This is a genomic window from Streptomyces sp. NPDC005811 (assembly GCF_040630405.1).
In the GTDB taxonomy this organism is placed as follows: domain Bacteria; phylum Actinomycetota; class Actinomycetes; order Streptomycetales; family Streptomycetaceae; genus Streptomyces.
The window spans coordinates 116,948-137,337 of the sequence record NZ_JBEXXK010000026.1; the positions used below are offsets into that span (position 1 = coordinate 116,948).

Below are 20,390 nucleotides of genomic sequence, written 5' to 3' on the forward strand. Positions count from 1 at the left end.
CCTCGACACGAGAGGTGAATCCACCTCTCGAAGGAGAGGCATCACCCGGGGGAGAGATGCTAACTTAGGTAAACCTAACCATAGAACATGGGAGGCCGTCATGGCAGAACGTCCGGCACGCAAGCCGCGCACGCCCCACGCCGCGCAGGTCGTCCGCACCGAACGGCTGACCCCGCACATGCAGCGCGTGGTGCTCGGCGGCGAGGGCCTGGCCGAGTTCTCGGCGGGCGCCTGCACGGACCATTACGTGAAGCTCCTCTTCGGCCCCGCGGGTGTGACCTACCCCGAGCCCTTCGACCTGGAGCGGATCCGCGCCGAGTTCCCGCGCGAGCAGTGGCCCGTGACCCGGACGTACACCGTACGGGCCTGGAACCCCGAACACCGTGAACTGACCCTGGACTTCGTGATCCACGGCGACGAGGGCCTGGCCGGGCCGTGGGCGGCGCGCGTCCAGCCGGGCGAGACCGTCCGCTTCATGGGCCCCGGCGGCGCCTACACCCCCGACACCGCCGCCGACTGGCATCTGCTCGCCGGTGACGAGAGCGCCCTGCCGGCGATCGCGGCCGCGCTGGAGTCGCTGCCCTCCGGTGCGGTGGCGCACGCCTTCATCGAGATCGACGGTCCCGAGGAGGAGCAGAAGATCGACTCCGACGTGGAGGTCGTCTGGCTGCACCGCGACGGCAGGCCGGTGGGTGAGCGGCTGGTCGAGGCCGTGAGCGCGCTGGAGTTCCCCGAGGGCCGGGTGCACGCGTTCGTCCACGGCGAGGCGGCGGCCGTGAAGGAACTGCGCCGGCTGCTCCGCGTCGAGCTGGCCGTCCCGCGCGAGGACCTGTCGATCTCCGGCTACTGGCGGCTCGGCCACAACGAGGACGGCTGGCAGGCCGCGAAGCGCGACTGGAACGCGCGCGTGGAGGCCGAGCAGGAGGGTGCGGCACCGGCCGCGTAGCCCTCCCCGGGGGAGCGTGAGGACTTGGGCCCGCCCCGGACACGGCGGCGTGACACCTGCGAAACAGGGCGTCCCTAATTTCTGTCGCCCGACAGGAATTCGCGCCCAAGGCAGGTGCCGCCGTGACGACCAGCTCCCCCGCCGACGTACGCCCCGACCCGCCGCACTCCCCCGCCCACGCCCCGGACCCGGACGACCGCTCCCTCTCGGAGTTCGGCTACCGCCAGGAACTGCACCGCAGTCTGGGCCGGTACGCCTCGTTCGCCGCCGGCTTCTCCTTCATCTCCGTCCTGACCACCGTCTTCCAGTTCTTCGCCTTCGGGTACGCGTTCGGCGGGCCCGTCTTCTTCTGGGCCTGGCCGGTGGTGCTGACCGGGCAGCTGCTGGTGGCGGCCTGCTTCGCCGAACTGGCGGCCCGCTATCCGATCTCCGGCGCGATCTACCAGTGGTCGTCACGGCTGTCGACGCCGACGTTCGGCTGGTTCGCCGGCTGGATCATGGTCATCGGGCAGATCGTCGTCGTCGCGGCCGCCGCGCTCGCCCTGCAGATGGTGCTGCCGGCGATCTGGTCCGGCTTCCAGCTGATCGGCACCGACCCCTCACCCGTCTCCCCCGACGGCGCGGCCAACGCGGCCCTGCTCGGCGTGGTCCTGCTGGCCCTGACCACCCTCGTCAACGTCGTCGACAACCGGGTCATGTCGGTGATCAACCGGGTCGGGGTGACCGCCGAGATCATCGGCGCGGTCCTCATCGTCGTCCTGCTGCTCACCCACTCCGAGCGCACGCCCGGCATCACCTTCCACACCACCGGTGCCGCCCAGTCGGGCCTGTTCGGGGCGCTCGCGGTGGGATCGTTCACCGCCGCGTACGTGATGATCGGCTTCGACAGCGCGGGCGAGATGAGCGAGGAGACCCACCACCCCCGCCGTACGGCGCCCCGCACGATCCTCACCGCGCTCGGCGCCGCCGGGCTGCTCGGCGGACTGATCGTGCTCGGCGGACTCCTCGCCGCCCCCAGCCTCACCGACGGACACCTCGGCGTCGACGGACTCTCCTACGTCCTGACCAGCAGCCTCGGCGACGGCGTCGGCAAGGTGCTCCTCGCGGACGTGGTGGTGGCGATCGCGGTGGCCACGCTCGCCATCCAGACGGCGGCCTGCCGGATGCTGTTCTCCATGGCCCGCGACGGCCAACTCCCGTTCTCCGCACGCCTCGCCCGGGTGAACCCGCGCACCGGCATGCCGAGCGCCCCCGCCCTCGTCGTCGGCGTCCTCGCGGCGGCCCTCCTGCTGCTGAACTTCGCCTCGCCGGACGCCTTCCTGGCGATCGGCACCACCTGCATCGTGATGCTGTACCTGGCCTACGCGATGGTCACCGGCCCGCTGCTGGTGCGCCGGCTGCGCGGCGGCCTCCCCTCGGCCGGCACCGACGAGAGCGGCGCCCCGCTGTTCTCCCTGGGCCGCTGGGGCATCCCCGTCAACGCCCTCGCCCTGCTCTACGGCCTGCTGATGACCGTCAACCTGGCCTGGCCCCGGGCCGCGGTGTACGACCCGGCGGGCGGCCACTGGTACTTCCAGTGGTTCACCGTGCTGTTCCTGCTGGTCACGGTGGGAACCGGGCTCGTCTACCGGGCCGTCCGCCGTCGTGACCCCGGCCTGGAGTGACCGAGGCACAGCGATGCCCCGCCGTCGGCGCTGTCCGACGGGCGGGGCATCGGTGCGTTCAGCGTGCGCAGCCAGCAGCATGCGTGAACGGTGATGCGAGAAGGCTATGCGCCACCACTGACAGTGCCCCGCCGACCGTGCCCCGGCCTGCCGGCCCGTGCGCCTACCTGCCGAACTCGTCGGTCAGCAGCGTCACGTCCAGGGTGGACGCGCCGATGGTGACGGCCACCACCCCGTGACACCGCGAGTCCGGATCGTCCGCCGCGGGGTCCCCGTGGCACCCGGCGGCCGCGTACGCCGCCTGCGCGTGCTTCATCCTGGCGATCTGGGCCCGAGCCTTCGGGTACGCGCGTCCCGACGTCCTGATCGCGTCCGCCAGGCCCGTGACGACCGCCATGATGTCGCGCACGTATCCGGCGCAGGCGTCGCTCGACGGCCGGTGGCAGGCGGACGTGCCCTCACCGCCCTTGCCTGCGGCGGCCTCGAGCCTGGGCCCCCAGACGGGCCGCAGCCTCTCCTGCGTCGCCGAAGGTGTCGGCGTAGGTGTCGGCGTAGGTGTCGGCGACCTGGCCTCGGCTCCCGGCTCGGCTCCGGGCTCGGCGTCCGTGTCGCCGCTCCCCCCGGAGCAGCCCGCGAGCGCGAGCGTGACGGCGAGCAGGACGGCGGTGGCGGTCTGGCGCATGGGTCCCCCGGGACGAGCGTGGCGGAGATCGCATCATGCGTCCTCAATGACCCCTTGTGGGGCGTGTGCCCGGGTGGTGACCACGATCGAGTGATGGTTCTCAGTCGCCCTGCACGCGTGCGTGCAGATGCATGTCGTGCCAGCCGTCCCGGTGCAGGACGGCGCTGCGCCGGGTGCCCTCCAGGACGAAACCGGCCTTCGTCGCGACCCGGCAGGACGCCTCGTTGGCGGTGGCGTGCGTCAGCTCCAGGCGGTGGAAGCCGATCTCGTCGAGGGCCCAGCGGGCGAGCGCCGCCGTGGCGCGGCCCGCCGTGCCGCCGCCGCGGGCCTCCGGGGCGGTCCAGTACGCCACCTCGGCCGTCCCCTCGCCCAGCAGGATCTCCCGCAGTGCCACCCTCCCCCGCACCCGGTCGGTGCCCTCGTCGACGACGGCCCACTGGGCGTCCTTCTCCCCGGCCCAGGCCTGCTGCCACTCCTCGATCCAGCCGACGACCTCCTCCAGGGACTCGGCGGCCCGGAGCTGCCACTGGTGGATGAGCGGATCCTGGAAGACGGCGTGCACGGCGGGGGCGTCCTCGGTCCGCCACGGGCGCAGGACCAGTCCGTCCCCGGTGGCGAGGACGGGCTGCGGGGAGGCGGACAGGGTTCCGGCGGGCAGCACCGAGGCGGCGGTGTAGGGCATGGGGCGCATCCTGCCAACGACGCCCGCCCGGGCCAACGGATTTTCCGGTGCCCTCGTACCCTGGACCCCGATGAGACGCCGTACCCCTCCCCCGCCCTCCCCTCTGCCGCAGCGCGACGGGATCGACGCGGTGCGGGTGCGGTTGCCGGGTGAGGGCGGGTGGGCCACCGTGCGGGACCATCTGGTGGAGCGGCTCGGCGGGGCGGGCGCGGGGGTCGTCGACGGGATGCTGCGGGCCGGTCTCGTGGTCGGCGCCGACGGGACGGCGGTGGCGCCGGACGCCCCGTACGTACCGGGCATGTTCGTGTGGTTCCACCGGGAGCTGCCCGCCGAGGTGCCGGTGCCGTTCCCGCTGGAGGTCGTGCACCGCGACGAGCACATCGTCGTCGTGGACAAGCCGCACTTCCTGGCCACCACCCCGCGCGGCAGCCATGTCACCGAGACCGCGCTGGCCCGGCTCCGGCGGGAGCTCGGCATCCCCGCCCTGGGCGCGGCGCACCGTCTGGACCGGCTCACCGCCGGGCTCGTGCTGTTCACGGTCCGGCCCGAGGAGCGCGGCGCCTACCAGACGCTGTTCCGCGACCGCCGGGTGCGCAAGGTGTACGAGGCCGTCGCCCCGTACGACCCGGCGCGGGCCTGGCCGGTGACCGTGCGCAGCCGGATCGTGAAGGAGCGCGGCACGCTGGCCGCGTTCGAGGTGCCGGGGGAGCCGAACGCGGTCAGCGACATCGAGCCGGTCGAGCACCGGCCGGACGGGCTGGCCCGCTACCGGCTGATCCCCCACACCGGTCAGACCCATCAACTACGCGTCCACATGAACGCGTTGGGCGTCCCGATCCTCGGCGACCCCCTCTACCCGGAGGTGGCCCCGCCCGGCCCGGCCGGTGACTTCCGGCGCCCGCTGCAACTGCTGGCGCGGGAGCTGGAGTTCACCGATCCGGTCACCGGTGTCCGGCACCGGCTGCGCAGCGGCAGGGTGCTGGAGTCCTGGGTGTCGTACGCCCGTTGGGCCGGATAGCCGCCGGGCGGCGGCTCAGTAGCCCCGCCACCAGAGCAGGAACCGCTGCCAGGCGCCGGGGCGGCGGACCGGCTGCTGGGGGGCGGCCGGTTCGGGCTGCGGGGCGGCCATCGGCTCGGGGGCGGGGGGTGTCGGCCTGGGGTCGATGTGCAGCGGGCGGAAGGCGCGCTGCGGCGGCACGGAGGCCGCGTGGGTCGGCTTCAGCTTGACGTCCTGCTGGGGCTTGGGCTCGAAGTGCGCCGGCAGGGCCACCAGGTGCCGGGAGGCGATCGAGGTCGTCCAGCGCAGCTCGTCCTCCTCGCAGGCGAGCTGGATGTCCGGCAGCCGGGACAGCAGCGCGTCGACGCCGACGTCGGCGATGGCGCGCCCGATGTCCTGGCCGGGGCACTCGTGCGGGCCCCGGCCGAAGGCGAGGTGGGAGCGGTTGCCCCGCATGTGGGCGGAGAGGTCGGGGCGCACCCGGGGGTCGACGTTGGCGGGGGCGGGCGCGAAGAAGAGTCCGTCGCCCGCGCGGATGCGCTGGCCGCCCAGCTCGGTGTCCTGCTTGGCCATGTAGCCGAAGATGGTGCTGAACGGCGGTTCGTCCCACAGGGACTGCTCGACCGCCTCCGGCACGGTCATCTCGCCGCCGTTGAGCCGGGCGACGAAACGCGGGTCGGTCAGGACCATGCGCAGGACGTTGGACAGCAGGTTGACCGTGGCCTCGTAGGCGGCGAAGAGCACCAGGCGCAGATGCTCGCGGACCTCGTCGTCGCTCAGCCCGGCCGGGTGGGCGAGGAGATGGCTGGTGAAGTCCTCGGCGGGGGCGGCGCGGCGGCGCAGGGTCAGCCGGCTGAGCGCGTCGACGACGTACGCGTGGCTCTCCACGGCGGTCTCGCTGCCCTTGAGCGCGTCCCGGGCGCAGGCGACCATCTTGTCGTCGTACTCGTCGGGCATGCCGAGGAGCTGGCACATCACCGCCATCGGGAGGTGCTCGGCGAACTGGCCGACCAGGTCGGCCCGGCCCTCCTCGCAGAAGCGGTTGACCAGGGTCTGCGTGGCCCGGTAGATGTACCGGCGCACACTGCGCTCGTCGAGGGTCTCCATGGCGGCGGTGACCGCGCCGCGCAGCCGCTTGTGCTCGTCGCCCTCGGCGTGGGCGCAGATCGGCTGCCAGGCGATGTGCGGCATGTACGGGTGGTCGGGCCGGACCCGGCCCTCACGCAGCGGCGTCCAGACGCGGGTGTCCTTGGTGAACGTCGAGGGCGTCCGCAGCATCTGGAGGTTCTCGGCGTGGCCGAGCACCATCCACATCGGCAGGTCGTCGTGGAGCAGGACCGGGGCCACGGGGCCGTACTGCTCGCGCAGTTGCTCGTACAGGTCGCCGAGGTCCTCCGCGCCGGGGCCGTAGAGCCGGGTCAGTCCGCCGGTGCCGGTGGCGTGGGCGGGGCAGCCGGGCGGTGGGTCCAGGGCGAGGTCGTGGGGTCCGGTCGTCGTGGGGTGTTCAGGCGTCACAGGGGTCGCTCCGCAGCTGTGGGGGATTCGTTGTCGGGGGGTGGGAGAAAAAATGGGGGGCTCGGGGCTAGGTGAGGCTGCCTCTGAGCGAGAGGGTGTGCAGGAACCGCATCAGGGTCATCAGGACGTCCCGGCTGGAGGCGCGCCGGCGGGCGTCGCACTCCACGATCGGTACGTCCGGGGCCAGGTCGAGGGCGGCCCGGAGGTCCTCCAGGGGGTAACGGGGGCCGTCGGGGAAGGTGTTGACGGCCACGACGAAGGGCACTCCGCCCTCCTCCAGCCGGCCCATGACCTCGTAACTGACCTCCAGGCGGCGGGTGTCGACCAGGACGACCGCGCCGAGGGCGCCTTCGAACAGCCCGTTCCACAGGAACCAGAAGCGTTCCTGGCCGGGGGTGCCGAAGAGGTAGAGCACCACCTGGTCGGTGATGCGGATGCGCCCGAAGTCCATGGCCACGGTGGTGGCGGTCTTGGTGTCGGAGCCGAAGTCGTCGTCGACGCCGACGCCGGCCTGGGTCATGGTCTCCTCGGTGGTCAGCGGTTTGATCTCGCTGACGGCGCCGACCATGGTCGTCTTGCCGACGCCGAAGCCGCCCACGATGACGATCTTCGCCGCGGCCGTGGTGGTCTGCGGAAGCCGGTCCTCGGCCCGTGGGCCGGGGACCGTGTCAGAGCCTTTGAAGTCCATGCATCACCGCTTCGAGCAGGGATCGGTCGGGGAGCTTCTGGCGGACGATCGGGGCGCGTGCCTGGACCAGTTCGGCCGCCAGCATCTCGGTGAGCAGGACCGTCACCACGGTGAACGGCAGGCCGAGGTAGGCCGACACCTCGGCCACCGACAGGGGGGCGGCGCACATCCGCAGCACCACGGTCTGTTCCGGGGTGGCGGACGAGGGGGGGTCGGCACACGCCACGATTAACGTCACCAGGTCCAGCGGCGCCCGCTCGCCGTCGGGTCCCGTGAGCGTGTAGAGCCGGTCGGGCTGTTTCTCCCGGTCCACCGGGGATTCGGCGGGCGGGGCCGGTGCGGGGGGCGGGAGCGCCAGGGGCTGGCGCCGCCTGCGTTGCGGAGGCGTCATACGGTCTGCCCGTTGCGGCGGGGCGGGCTGGTCAGATGGGCTCCGATCCGGACGACGAGGTCGCGCATGGAGGCGCTCATCCGGCCGGGTTCGCAGCACACGTCGGACAGGACGGCGAGATAGGCGTTGGCGCCGGCGGACATCATGTAGAAGTAGCCGCCGTCCATCTCGATCATGATGAGGTTCATGTCGCCCTCGACGCACTCCATCTCCTGGGCGATGGCGGTGGCGAGGCTCTGCATGCCCGCGCAGGCGGCCGAGACGCGGTCGGCGGCGTCGGGTTCACCGGCGTAGCGGGCGATGCGCAGGCCGTCGGAGGAGAGCACGACGATCATCTCGATGCCGGGGACGCCGTCGTAGAGCTCCTTGAGCACCCAGTCGAAGTTCTGGCGCTGCTGGATCACGTGAGGTCCCCTTCGTCGTCGGCCTCGGGCGGCTTCGGCTTGTCCTGGATCAGGTGCAGGTATGCGGTGGGGTTGCGGGTGAAGTCGGTGGGGTGGACACCCGGCGGGGCGATCTTCTTCAGGCCCTCCCAGAAGGCCTCGAAGGCCACTCCGGGTTCCTGCTTCTTCTTCTTGGGCTTCGGCGGTTCGGGCTGCGCCTGCGCGAACGGGTCGGGCCTGCCCTCGCGTTCGGCGCGCTCGGCGGCCTCCTGGGCGGCGTACGCCTCGGCGTAGCGCTGGCTGATCGGGACGATGGCCTTGGAGCGGCGCTGCGGCAGGCCCTTGTCGGTCCACTCGGTGATCACCGGCACGTCGTCCTCGAGGGAGACGTTGGCCGGGATCTTCGGGTTGGTGGGCCGGCGCCGCTTGGGCGGGCGCTTGGGGCCCTCGAGGTTGCTCAGGTCGATCTGCGCGGAGGCGGCGCCGATGCCGTGGGCGTAGCCGGGTGCCGGGTCGGAGGTCATCATCTCGCGGGGCACGACGAGGACGGCGCGGACCCCGCCGTACGCCGACGTGCGCAGCGACACCTGGAGGTTGAAGGAGGTGCACAGCCGGCCGACGACGGCGAGGCCGAGGCGCGGGGCGCCGCCGAGGTCCTGCATGGTGACGCCGCGCATGGCGTCGTCGAGCATCTTCTCGGTCTTGGCGCGGGACTCCTCGCTGAGGCTGACGCCGGCGTCCTCGATCTCGATGGCGATGCCGGTCTGCACCTCGATGGCGTTGACCTGCACCTTGGAGTTCGGGGGTGAGAACCGGGTGGCGTTGTCGAGGAGTTCGGCGATCGCGTGGATGAGCGGTTCGACGGAGATGCCGCGGATGTTGACCTTGGCGATGGAGTTCAGCTTGATGCGGGGGTACTCCAGGATCCGGGACATGCCGCCGCGCAGCACGCTGTAGAGCGGGACCGGATTGGGCCAGCTGCGGCCCGGGCGGCCGCCGCCGAGGACGCCGATGGAGTCGGCGAGGCGGCCGATCATGGAGGTGCCGTGGTCGATGCGGAGCAGGTCGTCGAAGACCTCGGGGTTGCGGCCGTGGTCCTCCTCCATCTCCCGCAGTTCCGCGCACTGCTGATGGACGATCGCCTGGACGCGTCGGGCGACGTTGACGAAGGCGCGCTGGACGGAGTCGCGCAGGGCGTTCTCGTAGTCGATGGCGTCCAGGAACCGCTTGACGAGGGCGCGCTGTCCGTCGTCGATCTCGTGGAAGAACGGCTCGCGCTCCCCCAGGTGGTGCATCACCTCCTCGGGGGAATTCCCGCCGCGCAGCCACTCCACGGCGAGGGGGACGAGTTCCTTGGCGATGAACCTGTTCTCGTCCTGCTGGGCGGCGAGGCGCCGCTCCAGATGGGTGACGCGCTGCTCCGAAGCGGTGCGCAGTTCCCAGAGCCGGCGGCAGCGGCGCCGGGCGTCGGCCCCCGCCGCGGTGATGAGCAGGGTGGCCACCGCTCCGCAGACGCCGACGGCGAGCCGTGCCTGCCCCGCCACCAGGGCGACGGCGGCTCCGGTCACCGCGGCCATCAGTATCGCGGGCAGCAACAGCAGCCGGGCGAAGGAAAGTTCTCGGCGACCGGGTGGGGACTGAACACTCACCATGTGGGCACCCTCTGTAGGGATCTGTCGGTATCTTCGGAGCATTTGGGAACAGACGCACGAATACACCGCAACTCGGTGCGCCGCGGGCGAGCTTAGTCCGACCGGATCATCGCTGTGTCATATTCGGCGACCCTCTGAAACCGATCGCGTGAGTGGAGTAACCTCAGTCCCATTTGCACACTCGGGCACCACTCGAACACATACAGTGATCACGCAAGGGTGTACGAAAAGCGGCCCGCCCGGACGGGTGAGCCGGTCACTCCCAGGCGGTGCTCAGGCCCCGGTGATGCGCAGGGCCGCGTCGGCGGTGGCGCGGGCGAAGTCGGAGACGGGCCGCTCGGGGTCCGAGCGGTGGACCAGGATGACGCCCTCGATGAGGCCGAAGACGAGATCGGTCCGCAGATCCAGCTCACCCTTGGCGAGCCCGCCCCCCACCGCCGTCCCGGCGATCAACTGCCGGTAGGCGTCCTTGAGTTCGGCGCGCACCGCATGGAAACCGGCGAACCGCTCGGCGCGCACCTCGGGCAGCAGGTACAGCCCGCCGAGGTTGTGCGGCCCCCCGCACAGCAGCTCCACGTCGGTGCGGCACAGCTCCCACAGCCGCTCCTCGGCCGCCCGCCCGTCCTCGGCGAGCAGCGCGCGGGCGTACGTCAGCGACGGCGTGACGGTGGACTCCAGCAGGGCGGCGAGGAGTTCCTCCTTGCCGGAGACGTAGTGGTACATGGAGGCCTGGCGCATACCGGCCCGCTCGGCCACCGCCCGGGTGGTGGTGGCGGCGTAGCCGTTCGTGGTGAACAGCTCCGCGGCGGCGGCGAGCAGTTCGGCGCGCGGCTCCAGGCCGCTGTCCGGCCGCTGCGCGGCCCGCGGCCGGCCGACGCGCCGCCCGCCGGTCTCCCTGCTCGTCCCCATGCGTTCGATCCTCGCACACCGCGCCGGACGGCGATCTTCGCGAGAGCCGCCGGTGAGGGCTCGGTAACCGGGCGGCAACGGACGCGCAATGCCGGCGACCCGCCCCGGCCCTAATTTCTGTCACGCGACAGAAATTGCGCGACGGACGTCGCGCGACGGACATCCGGAGGTCCGCGATGGCGGCGACAGCGACCACGTACGGAGCACGCGACCACGCCCGCGCCCAGGAGGGCACCCGGGCCGAGGCCATGCCCGTCGTCCCGGCGGCCGACTGGCCGGCCCCGCCCTGCGAGGCGGGCCACCTGGTGTGGGCCGAGACCGTGGCGGGCGGCAACTACACCCACCGGGTCCTCGCCCGCGGCACCGAACTGCGCCTGACCGACCTGCACGGCGACGCCTGCGCCCATCTGCTGCTCCACGTGGACGGCCGCCCCTGGGAGCGGCTGAACGTCGCCGACACGGTCAAGGTCCAGTGGAACGCCTACCTCGGCGAGGGCGTGCTCCTCCTCTCCGACCAGGGCCGTGTCCTCGCCTCCCTGATCGCCGACACCTCCGGCCGGCACGACGCCCTCGCCGGCACCTCCACCCTGGCCCGCAACACCGCCCGCTACGGCGACGGCACCCCGCAGGGCCCCTCCCCCGCCGGCCGCGAGCTGTTCAAGCTGGCCGCCGCCAAGAACGGCCTGGAACCCCGCGACCTGCCCCCCTCCCTCTCCTTCTTCCAGGGCGTCGAGGTCCGCGAGGACGGCACCCTCGACTTCACCGGCTCGGCCGGCCCCGGCGGCAGCGTCACCCTGCGCGCCGAACAGGACCTCACCGTCCTGATCGCCAACGTGCCGCACCCGGCCGACCCCCGCCCGGACTACGTCAGCACCCCGCTGGAGGTCCTCGCCTGGCGCGCGGCCCCCACCCGGCCCGGCGACCCCCTGTGGGACGCCACCCCCGAAGGCCGCCGCGCCTTCCTCAACACCGCCGAATTCCTCACCGCGAGGGGGCTCGCATGAGCACGAAGACCGTCGTCCCGGCCCGCGCCGCCTGGTCCGCGATCGTCCGCGAGGGCGAGACGCTCACCATCACCGACCTGCACGGCAACCAGGCCGTCGACTTCCTCGTGTACGACGCCCACGACACGTCCGTGCGCTACAGCGCCCCCGACACGATCCACGCCCAGGGCGGCATCTTCCTCACCACGGGCAGTGTGCTGATGTCCGACGAGCACACCCCGCTGATGACGGTGACCGCCGACGCGGTGGGCCGCCACGACACCGTCGGCGGCGCCTGCTCCAAGGAGTCCAACACCCTGCGCTACGGCCACCACACGTACACCCAGCACGCGTGCGTGGACAACTTCCTCGCCGAGGGCGCGAAGTACGGCCTCGGCAAGCGGGACCTGGTCTCCAACATCAACTGGTACATGAACGTGCCCGTCGAGAAGGACGGCACCCTCGGCATCGTCGACGGCCTCTCCGCCCCCGGCCTCTCCCTCGCCCTGCGCGCCGAACGGGACGTCCTCGTCCTCGTCTCCAACTGCCCCCAGATCAACAACCCGTGCAACGGCTTCGAGCCGACGGCGGTGGAGATGACGATCACCGGGAGCGCCGGATGACCTTCTCCAAGCTCCTCGTCGCCAACCGGGGCGAGATAGCCGTCCGTATCCTGCGCACCGCCCGCGAACTCGGCCTGCGCACCGTCGCCGTGTACTCCGACCCCGACCGCTCGGCCCCCCATGTCCGGCTCGCCGACGAGGCGGTACGGCTCGGCCCGGCACCCGCGAAGGAGTCGTACCTCGACGCCGACCTCGTCCTGAAGGCCGCCAAGGACACCGGCGCGGGCGCGATCCACCCCGGCTACGGCTTCCTCTCCGAGGACGCGGCCTTCGCCCGCCGCTGCGCCGACGCCGGGATCGTCTTCGTCGGCCCGACACCCGAGCAGCTGGAGCTGTTCGGCACCAAGCACACCGCCCGCGCGGCGGCCGAGGCGGCCGGGGTGCCGCTGGCCCCGGGCACCGGACTCCTGGCGGACCTCCCCGAGGCCCTCGCACGGGCCGAGGACGTCGGCTACCCGGTCATGCTCAAGGCCACCGGCGGCGGCGGAGGCATCGGCATGTCCGCCTGCCGCTCCCCCGGGGAACTCACCGACGCCTGGGAACGCGTCCAGCGCGTCGCCGCCGCCTCCTTCTCCTCGGCCGGCGTCTTCCTGGAACGGCTCGTGGAACACGCCCGCCATGTCGAGGTGCAGGTCTTCGGCGACGGCGAGGGCCGGGTCGTCACCTTCGGCGACCGCGACTGCTCCCTCCAGCGCCGCAACCAGAAGGTCCTGGAGGAGGCCCCGGCCCCCGACCTGCCCGACCCCGTGCGACGGCAGCTCGCCGCCTCCGCCCGCGAGCTGTGCGCCTCCGTCGGCTACCGCTCCGCCGGCACGGTCGAGTTCGTCTACGACGCGGCCCGCGAGGAGGCCTGGTTCCTCGAGGTCAACACCCGCCTCCAGGTGGAGCATCCGGTCACCGAGGAGATCTACGGCGTCGACCTCGTCGCCTGGATGCTGCGCCTGGCCCGCGGCGAACGGGACGTCGTCCGCGACCCCGGCCCCCCGCGCGGACACGCCGTGGAGGCCCGGCTCTACGCCGAGGACCCGAGCCGCGACCACCGCCCCGGCGCCGGCCTGCTGACCCGGGTCGCGTTCCCCGACGGCGTCCGCGTCGACGGCTGGGTGGAGACCGGCACCGAGGTGACGACGTCGTACGACCCGATGCTCGCGAAGGTGATCGCCCACGGCGCGGACCGCGCCGACGCGCTGCGCCGCCTGGACGAGGCGCTGGAGCGCACCCGCGTCGACGGCATCGAGACCAACCTGGGGCTGGTGCGGGCCGCGCTCGCGGACCCGCGGTTCCGCACGGCGACCCACTCCACGGCCACCCTCGCCGAGGTGCACGACCCGACCCCGCGGATCGAGGTCGTCGCCGGCGGCACCCTCACCACCGTGCAGGACCGGCCCGGCCGCACCGGGCACTGGCAGGTCGGGGTCCCGCCGTCCGGCCCGATGGACGACCGCTCCTTCCGGCTCGGCAACCGGGCGCTCGGCAACCCCGAGGGCGCCCCCGGCCTCGAATGCACCCTCCAGGGGCCCTCGCTGCGGTTCACCCACCCCACGACCGTGTGCGTGACCGGCGCCCCCGCCCCGGTGACGGTCGACGGCGCCCCGGTGCCGCAGTGGGAGCCGGTGACGGTCCCGGCCGGGGCCCTGCTGGAGATCGGCGCGCCGACGGAACACGGCCTGCGCACCTACGTCCTGTTCGCGGGCGGCCTGGACGTCCCCTCCTTCCTCGGCAGCGCGAGCACCTTCACCCTGGGCCGGTTCGGCGGGCACGGCGGACGGGCCCTGCGCACCGGCGACGTCCTGCACGGCGGCGAGGTCACCGAGGGCACCCCGGTCACCGACCGCCCGTCCTTCGGCTCCGTCTGGCACCTCGGCGCCGTCGAAGGCCCGCACGCCGCACCGGAGTTCTTCACCGAGGACGACATCCACGACTTCTACGCCGCCGACTGGAAGGTCCACTTCAACTCGGCCCGCACCGGGGTGCGGCTGGTCGGCCCCAAGCCGCGCTGGGCCCGCACCGACGGCGGCGAGGCCGGACTGCACCCCTCCAACATCCACGACACCCCGTACTCCGTCGGCGCCGTCGACTACACCGGCGACATGCCGGTGCTGCTCGGCCCCGACGGCCCCTCCCTCGGCGGGTTCGTGTGCCCGGCGACCGTCCTCAGCTCCGAACGCTGGAAACTGGGCCAGCTCCGGCCCGGCGACACGGTCCGCTTCACCCCCGTCGACACACACGGCGCGGTCCGCCCCGCGATCGTCGACGGCGGGATCCTCGCCCGGGACGGCGATGTCACCTTCCGCCGCAGCGGCGACGACAACCTGCTGGTCGAGTTCGGGCCCATGCAGCTGGACCTGGCCCTGCGGATGCGGGTCCACGCCCTCATGGAGGCGGTCGCCGCGGCCGCCCTGCCGGGCGTCGGCGACCTCACCCCCGGCATCCGCTCCCTCCAGATCCGGACCGACCCGGCCCTGCTGCCCCTGCCCGAACTCCTCACGGCCGTACGGCGGATGGCGCGCGCCCTGCCGCCCACGGACGAGCTGGTCGTGCCCTCCCGCACCGTCCACCTCCCCCTGTCCTGGGACGACCCGGCGACCCGCGAGGCCATCGCCCGCTACATGGCCGGGGTCCGCGAGGACGCGCCCTGGTGCCCGTGGAACATCGAGTTCATCCGCCGCGTCAACGGTCTCCCCTCGGTCGCGGACGTCTACGACACGGTCTTCGCGGCGGAGTACCTGGTCCTCGGCCTCGGCGACGTCTACCTGGGCGCCCCCGTCGCCACCCCGCTCGACCCCCGCCACCGCCTGGTGACGACGAAGTACAACCCCGCCCGGACCTGGACGGCCGAGAACTCGGTCGGCATCGGCGGCGCCTACCTCTGCGTCTACGGCATGGAGGGCCCCGGCGGCTACCAGTTCGTGGGCCGTACGACCCAGGTGTGGTCGGCGTGGCAGCAGCGCGGCGCGTTCGAGCCGGGCTCCCCCTGGCTGCTGCGCTTCTTCGACCGGATCCGCTGGTACCCCGTCGAGGCCGACGAACTCCTCGACCTGCGCGCCGACCTCGCCTCCGGCCGGTTCGTGCCGCGGATCGAGGAGGGCACCTTCTCCCTGGCGGAGCACCAGGCCTTCCTCACCGAACACGCCGCGTCCATCGCGGAGTTCCGGCGGCGGCAGCAGACGGCGTTCACGGCCGAGCGCGACGCGTGGGAGGCGGCGGGCGAGTTCGCGCGCGCCGAGTCCGCGTCCGCACCGCCCGCCGCCCCGGCCGAGGTGAGCGTCCCGGCGGGCGGGCGGCTGATCGAGGCCGAGTTCGCCGCGTCGGTCTGGCAGGTGAACGTGTCGCCGGGCGACGCGGTGGCGGCGGGTCAGCCGCTGCTCGCGCTGGAGGCGATGAAGATGGAGTCCAGGGTGCACGCGCCGACGGCCGGCGTGGTGGCGGAGGTCCTGGCCCGCCCCGGCGACCAGGTGGAGGCGGGGACGGCGCTGCTCGTCCTGGCCCCGGCCGCGAACTGAGAGAGGTACCCGGCAATGCATCAGGCGAAGAACCAGGCGAAGGATCAGGCACCGGATCAGGCGCTGTCCACCGCGCTCTCCCGCGTCCGTGCCGCCTACGCCCGCATCGAGGCGGTCGACCGTCCGGAGATCTGGATCGACCTGCGCCCGCGGGACGAGGTCGAGACGGAGGCCCGCGCCCTCGACGACCGCGTCGCGCGGGGCGAGCGCCTCCCGCTGGCGGGCCGGCTGTTCGCGGCCAAGGGCAACATCGACGTGGCGGGCCTGCCCACCACGGCGGGCTGCCCCGCCTACGCCTACCGGCCCGCCGCCGACGCCCCCGTGGTCGCCTCGCTGCGGGCGGCGGGCGCCCTGCTGCTCGGCACGACGAACCTCGACCAGTTCGCGACGGGCCTGGTGGGCACCCGCTCCCCGCACGGGGCGGTACGAGGCGCCGTCGACCCCCTGCGCATCAGCGGCGGCTCCAGCTCCGGCTCGGCCGTCGCGGTGGCCCTCGGCCTCGTGGACCTCGCCCTCGGCACCGACACGGCGGGCTCGGGCCGGGTGCCCGCCGCCTTCAACGGCATCGTCGGCCTCAAGCCCACCCGTGGCCTGGTCCCCACCGAGGGCGTGGTCCCGGCCTGCGCCTCGCTCGACTGTGTGACGGTGTTCGCCCGCACCCTCCGGGAGGCGGAGGAGGCCCTGACCCACATGGCGACCGGCGCGGTGCCCGCGACCGTCCCGGCCCGCGCCCCCGGCCCCTGGCGCATCGCGGTCCCCCCGCGCGCCCAGCTCGGCGAACTGGACGAGGGCTGGGCGGAGGCCTACGAGGCCGCGGTACGGCACCTGGAGGCGTCCGGGGCCGAGCTCCGCCCCCTCGACCTCACCCCGTTCACCGAGGCTGCCGCGATGCTCTACGAGGGCGCCTTCGTCGCCGAGCGCTACACCGCCGTGGGCGCCTTTGTCGACAAGTTGATCGAGGACGGCGGTCAGGACGACGGGGGTCTCGATCCCACCGTCGCCGGCATCATCACCCGCGCCCGGGACATCCCGGCCCACCGTCTCTTCGCGGACCAGGACCGGCTGGCCGCCCTGCGCACCCGTGCGCTGGCCGAACTGGCCGACGCGGACGCCCTCCTCCTGCCCACCGCCCCCGGGCACCCCACCCTCGCCGAGGTCGCCGCCGACCCGCTGGGCGCCAACGCCCGGCTGGGCCGCTTCACCAACTCCACCAACCTCTTCGACCTGGCGGCGGTGGCCGTCCCGGCGGGCGAGGTGAACGGCCTCCCGTTCGGCGTGATGCTGATCGGCCCCGCCCACACGGACGAGCGCCTGGCGCGGATCGCCGGGCGGCTCACACCGGAGACCCGTCTCGCGGTGGTCGGCGCACACCTCACCGGCCAGCCCCTGAACCCCCAGCTCCTGTCCCTGGGCGCCCGGCTGGAACGTACGACGACCACGGCCCCCGTCTACCGCCTGCACGCCCTCGACACGACACCTCCGAAGCCGGGACTGGTGCGGGTGGAAGAGAACGGCGCCGGGATCGAGGCCGAGGTCTGGCGCCTGCCGGCCGAGGGCCTGGGGCGCCTCCTGTCGTCCCTCCCCCGCCCCATGACCCTGGGCAGGGTGGAACTGGCCGACGGCACCGCGGTCCCCGGATTCCTGTGCGAACCGGGCGCCCTGACGGACGCCGAGGACATCACACGGTACGGAGGCTGGCACTCGTATGTGAACCGGGGGTGATGCGCCAGGGGCGCGGGGAGCTGCGCGACCGGCCAGAGACTCCCCGCACCCGCGTCACACCGGATCACCCCACGGACGAGTAGGCGACCACTCCCCGCAGCACCTGCTCAACGGCCTTGCGCGCGGCCTTGGCCACGGTCGAGCCCTCCACGGGAGCCGCCGCGGAGATCTGCCCGAGCACGTCGATGACCTGCTTGCACCAGCGCACGAAGTCACCGGCCGGCATCTCCGCCTCGCGCAGCACCTCGTCGAGGCCCTTCCCGGACGCCCACATGTACGCGGCCCAGGCGAACCCGAGATCGGGCTCACGCTGCCCGACCCCCTCGGTCTGGTTGATCCGGAAGTCCTCCTCCAGAGCGTCCAGCCGCCCCCAGATCCGGACCATCTCGCCCAGCGCGGCCTTGGCCTTGCCGGACGGCAGCTTCGGGGCCATCGCGTCGTCCCCGACGCGCGCCTCGTACACCAGCGCGGAGACGCACGCGGCGAGTTCGGCGGGGGCCAGCCCCTCCCACACCCCGGCCCGCAGGCATTCGCTCGCCAGCAGATCCAGCTCGCCGTAGAGCCGTGCCAGCCGCTTGCCGTCGTCGGTGACCTCGTCGCCCCGCAGATAGTCGAGTTCGGTCAGCAGCGCCACGATCCGGTCGAACGTCCGGGCGATGGTGTTGGTGCGCCCCTCGATCCGGCGCTCCAGCTGCGAGGTGTCCCGCAGCAGCCGGTGGTAGCGCTCGGCCCACCGGGCGTGGTCCTCACGCTCGGCGCACCCGTGGCAGGAGTGCGCCCGGATCGCGGTGCGCAGCCGTGCGATCTCGCGGTCGTCGGCGGCCTGCGACCGCTTCTTGCGGGCCCGCTCCGGCGGGATGTGCCCGGCCTTGGTGCGCAGCGCGGACGCCAGGTCCCGACGGGACTGCGGGGAGCGCGGGTTGAAGGACTTGGGGATCCGCATCCGCTCCAACGCCTCGACCGGCACCGGGAAGTCCATCGACGCCAGCCGCTTGACCTGCCGCTCGGCCGTCAGCACCAGCGGGCGCGGCCCGTCGTGCTGCTCGAAGCCGCGGTGTCCGTTGGCCCGCCCGGCCGGCAGCCCGGGATCCAGGACCAGCGCCAGACCGGCGTACTTGCCCGTCGGCACATGGATGACGTCGCCCGGCTTGAGCTTCTCCAGGGCGACGGCCGCCTCGGCCCGGCGCTCGACCGCGCCCTGCCGGGCCAAATCGGTCTCCCGGTCCTTGAGTTCACGCCGCAGCCGCGCGTACTCCTCGAAGTCGCCGAGGTGGCAGGTCATGGAGGCCTTGTAGCCCTCCAGCCCCTCCTCGTTGCGCTGCACCTGCCGGGAGATCCCGACGACCGAGCGGTCCGCCTGGAACTGGGCGAAGGAGGTCTCCAGCAGCTCCCGCGAACGGTGCCGCCCGAACTGCTCGACCAGGTTGACCGCCATGTTGTACGACGGCTTGAAGCTGGAGCGCAGCGGGTACGTGCGCGTGCCGGCCAGTCCCGCGAGGTGGTCGGGGTTCATGGCGCGCTGCCACAGCACCACGGCATGGCCCTCGACGTCGATCCCGCGGCGCCCCGCACGACCCGTCAACTGGGTGTACTCGCCGGGGGTGATGTCGGCGTGCTGCTCGCCGTTCCACTTGACGAGCTTCTCCAGGACCACCGACCGGGCGGGCATGTTGATGCCGAGCGCGAGGGTCTCCGTCGCGAACACGGCCTTGACCAGACCGCGGACGAACAGTTCCTCGACGACCTCCTTGAACGTCGGCAGCATGCCCGCGTGGTGGGCGGCGATCCCGCGCTCCAGGCCCTCCAGCCACTCGTAGTAGCCGAGGACGTGCAGGTCCTCGCGGGGGATCGCGGCCGTGCGCTCCTCGACCAGGGCGCGCACCTCGGCGCGCGCGTCCTCGTCGTTGAGCCGCAGCCCCGCGTACAGGCACTGCTGGACGGCGGCCTCGCAGGCGGCGCGGCTGAAGATGAAGGTGATGGCGGGCAGCAGGCCCTCGGCGTCGAGCCGCTCGATGACCTCGGGCCGGCCCGGGGTCCACACTCGGGACCGCTGGCGCCGCTCCCGCTCCCGGTCGGCCTCGCGCATGGCTCTGCCGCGTCTGCGGTCCTGGTAGGAGGGCCGGCTGGCCTCCATCCTGGCCAGCCGGGTGAGGTCGGGGTTGACCGCCCTGCGCTGGCCCTCGCCCTCCTCGAACAGGTCGTACATCCGCCGCCCGGCCAGCACGTGCTGGAACAGCGGCACCGGCCGGTGCTCGGAGACGATCACCTCGGTGTCGCCGCGGACGGTGTCCAGCCAGTCGCCGAACTCCTCGGCGTTGGACACGGTCGCGGAGAGGGAGACCAGGGTGACCGACTCGGGGAGGTGGATGATCACCTCCTCCCACACGGCGCCCCGGAAGCGGTCGGAGAGGTAGTGCACCTCGTCCATCACCACGTACCCGAGGCCGAGGAGGGTCTGCGAGCCGGCGTACAGCATGTTCCGCAGGACCTCGGTGGTCATCACGACCACCGGGGCGTCGGAGTTGACGCTGTTGTCGCCGGTGAGCAGGCCGACCTTCTCGGCGCCGTAACGGCGGCACAGATCGGAGTACTTCTGGTTCGACAGCGCCTTGATGGGTGTCGTGTAGAAGCACTTCTTGCCCTGTTGCAGGGCGAGGTGGACGGCGAACTCGCCCACGATCGTCTTGCCGGAGCCGGTAGGAGCGGCCACCAGGACGCCCTTGCCCGCCTCGAGTGCCTGACATGCCTCGATCTGGAAGGGGTCGAGACCGAAGTCGTACATCTCGCGGAAGGAAGCGAGCGCGGTGGCCTGCTCGGCGGCACGACTGCGCGCCGCCGCGTACCGCTCGGCCGGGGAGAGGTCGTCTGTCATCGTGCTTTCGAGCGTACCGGGAGCCTGTGACAACAGGACGATCAATATCCGGATAGACGTCGGTGAAACCTGTGATCGCGCAGTTCAGGGGCCTACTGTGCGTACTGCCCCGGCCACGGCGCGCGCCGGGACGCGAAAGCGGCCGGTCGCGCAGGGTGTGCGCGCCGGCCGCTCGGGC

General features: G+C 72.8%; 16 protein-coding genes. 7 read left to right on the forward strand and 9 right to left on the reverse strand.

Going from position 1 to position 20,390, the window contains the following annotated elements:
- Window positions 1-100: 100 nt before the first annotated feature.
- Window positions 101-946: a siderophore-interacting protein gene (locus tag ABZ490_RS27255; RefSeq protein ID WP_358995061.1), complete on the forward strand. Its 846-nt coding sequence runs from the start codon at window positions 101-103 to the stop codon at window positions 944-946.
- 122 nt (window positions 947-1,068) lie between these two features.
- On the forward strand, window positions 1,069-2,610 hold the full coding sequence (locus ABZ490_RS27260) for an amino acid permease (protein ID WP_358995064.1): 1,542 nt from the start codon (window positions 1,069-1,071) through the stop codon (window positions 2,608-2,610).
- 163 nt (window positions 2,611-2,773) lie between these two features.
- Here the strand turns inward: ABZ490_RS27260 and ABZ490_RS27265 are convergent, their stop codons facing one another.
- Window positions 2,774-3,292, reverse strand: a complete 519-nt coding sequence (locus tag ABZ490_RS27265) for a hypothetical protein (RefSeq protein ID WP_358995067.1) — start codon at window positions 3,290-3,292, stop codon at window positions 2,774-2,776.
- A gap of 100 nt (window positions 3,293-3,392) precedes the next feature.
- Complete coding sequence (locus ABZ490_RS27270; RefSeq protein WP_358995070.1) at window positions 3,393-3,974, reverse strand: GNAT family N-acetyltransferase; 582 nt, start codon at window positions 3,972-3,974, stop codon at window positions 3,393-3,395.
- Window positions 3,975-4,044: 70 nt separating this feature from the next.
- Between ABZ490_RS27270 and ABZ490_RS27275 the strand changes: the two genes are divergently transcribed.
- Window positions 4,045-4,992 (forward strand): RluA family pseudouridine synthase, encoded by a 948-nt coding sequence (locus tag ABZ490_RS27275; protein WP_358995073.1) that lies wholly within the window; start codon window positions 4,045-4,047, stop codon window positions 4,990-4,992.
- A gap of 15 nt (window positions 4,993-5,007) precedes the next feature.
- On the opposite strand, the gene ABZ490_RS27280 is transcribed toward ABZ490_RS27275, so the two are convergent.
- The 6 genes from ABZ490_RS27280 to ABZ490_RS27305 form a co-directional block, all read right to left on the reverse strand.
- Window positions 5,008-6,486 carry a cytochrome P450 gene (locus tag ABZ490_RS27280; protein ID WP_358995076.1) on the reverse strand — a complete coding sequence of 493 codons (1,479 nt, stop codon included), beginning with the start codon at window positions 6,484-6,486 and terminating at the stop codon, window positions 5,008-5,010.
- 67 nt (window positions 6,487-6,553) lie between these two features.
- Entirely contained in the window at window positions 6,554-7,174 is a 621-nt protein-coding gene (locus ABZ490_RS27285; protein ID WP_358995079.1) for an ATP/GTP-binding protein, read from the reverse strand.
- Complete coding sequence (locus tag ABZ490_RS27290; protein WP_358995082.1) at window positions 7,155-7,565, reverse strand: DUF742 domain-containing protein; 411 nt, start codon at window positions 7,563-7,565, stop codon at window positions 7,155-7,157. Before ABZ490_RS27290 ends, ABZ490_RS27285 begins: the two co-directional genes overlap by 20 nt.
- On the reverse strand, window positions 7,562-7,969 hold the full coding sequence (locus ABZ490_RS27295; protein WP_055638917.1) for a roadblock/LC7 domain-containing protein: 408 nt from the start codon (window positions 7,967-7,969) through the stop codon (window positions 7,562-7,564). Before ABZ490_RS27295 ends, ABZ490_RS27290 begins: the two co-directional genes overlap by 4 nt.
- Window positions 7,966-9,600 carry an ATP-binding protein gene (locus tag ABZ490_RS27300; protein WP_358995086.1) on the reverse strand — a complete coding sequence of 545 codons (1,635 nt, stop codon included), beginning with the start codon at window positions 9,598-9,600 and terminating at the stop codon, window positions 7,966-7,968. The genes ABZ490_RS27295 and ABZ490_RS27300 overlap by 4 nt, the downstream gene beginning before the upstream one ends.
- Before the next feature lie 273 nt (window positions 9,601-9,873).
- Window positions 9,874-10,509, reverse strand: coding sequence for a TetR/AcrR family transcriptional regulator (locus ABZ490_RS27305; protein ID WP_358995089.1), 636 nt, complete (start codon window positions 10,507-10,509; stop codon window positions 9,874-9,876).
- Between the two features lie 176 nt (window positions 10,510-10,685).
- Here ABZ490_RS27305 and ABZ490_RS27310 point away from each other — a divergent pair, with 176 nt between their 5' ends.
- From ABZ490_RS27310 to atzF, 4 genes are read left to right on the forward strand one after another with little or no spacing between them, the layout of a single operon-like run.
- Window positions 10,686-11,513 (forward strand): urea amidolyase associated protein UAAP1, encoded by an 828-nt coding sequence (locus ABZ490_RS27310; protein WP_358995092.1) that lies wholly within the window; start codon window positions 10,686-10,688, stop codon window positions 11,511-11,513.
- Window positions 11,510-12,115, forward strand: a complete 606-nt coding sequence (locus tag ABZ490_RS27315) for an urea amidolyase associated protein UAAP2 (protein WP_358995095.1) — start codon at window positions 11,510-11,512, stop codon at window positions 12,113-12,115. Before ABZ490_RS27310 ends, ABZ490_RS27315 begins: the two co-directional genes overlap by 4 nt.
- On the forward strand, window positions 12,112-15,618 hold the full coding sequence (locus ABZ490_RS27320) for a 5-oxoprolinase/urea amidolyase family protein (protein ID WP_358995098.1): 3,507 nt from the start codon (window positions 12,112-12,114) through the stop codon (window positions 15,616-15,618). The genes ABZ490_RS27315 and ABZ490_RS27320 overlap by 4 nt, the downstream gene beginning before the upstream one ends.
- A 15-nt stretch (window positions 15,619-15,633) precedes the next feature.
- On the forward strand, window positions 15,634-17,340 hold the full coding sequence (gene atzF, locus ABZ490_RS27325) for an allophanate hydrolase (RefSeq protein ID WP_358995101.1): 1,707 nt from the start codon (window positions 15,634-15,636) through the stop codon (window positions 17,338-17,340).
- A gap of 64 nt (window positions 17,341-17,404) precedes the next feature.
- Here atzF and ABZ490_RS27330 read toward each other — a convergent pair whose 3' ends face one another.
- Window positions 17,405-20,257 (reverse strand): DEAD/DEAH box helicase, encoded by a 2,853-nt coding sequence (locus tag ABZ490_RS27330; RefSeq protein WP_358995104.1) that lies wholly within the window; start codon window positions 20,255-20,257, stop codon window positions 17,405-17,407.
- Window positions 20,258-20,390: the final 133 nt, after the last annotated feature.

Coding starts and splice junctions, on each gene's coding strand:
- ABZ490_RS27270 (WP_358995070.1), bottom strand. CDS start 3,974: ATGCCCTACACCGCCGCCTCGGTGCTGCCCGCCGGAACCCTGTCCGCC.
- ABZ490_RS27305 (WP_358995089.1), bottom strand. CDS start 10,509: ATGGGGACGAGCAGGGAGACCGGCGGGCGGCGCGTCGGCCGGCCGCGG.
- ABZ490_RS27310 (WP_358995092.1), top strand. CDS start 10,686: ATGGCGGCGACAGCGACCACGTACGGAGCACGCGACCACGCCCGCGCC.
- ABZ490_RS27300 (WP_358995086.1), bottom strand. CDS start 9,600: ATGGTGAGTGTTCAGTCCCCACCCGGTCGCCGAGAACTTTCCTTCGCC.
- ABZ490_RS27285 (WP_358995079.1), bottom strand. CDS start 7,174: ATGGACTTCAAAGGCTCTGACACGGTCCCCGGCCCACGGGCCGAGGAC.
- ABZ490_RS27275 (WP_358995073.1), top strand. CDS start 4,045: ATGAGACGCCGTACCCCTCCCCCGCCCTCCCCTCTGCCGCAGCGCGAC.
- ABZ490_RS27255 (WP_358995061.1), top strand. CDS start 101: ATGGCAGAACGTCCGGCACGCAAGCCGCGCACGCCCCACGCCGCGCAG.
- ABZ490_RS27315 (WP_358995095.1), top strand. CDS start 11,510: ATGAGCACGAAGACCGTCGTCCCGGCCCGCGCCGCCTGGTCCGCGATC.
- atzF (WP_358995101.1), top strand. CDS start 15,634: ATGCATCAGGCGAAGAACCAGGCGAAGGATCAGGCACCGGATCAGGCG.
- ABZ490_RS27320 (WP_358995098.1), top strand. CDS start 12,112: ATGACCTTCTCCAAGCTCCTCGTCGCCAACCGGGGCGAGATAGCCGTC.
- ABZ490_RS27265 (WP_358995067.1), bottom strand. CDS start 3,292: ATGCGCCAGACCGCCACCGCCGTCCTGCTCGCCGTCACGCTCGCGCTC.
- ABZ490_RS27290 (WP_358995082.1), bottom strand. CDS start 7,565: ATGACGCCTCCGCAACGCAGGCGGCGCCAGCCCCTGGCGCTCCCGCCC.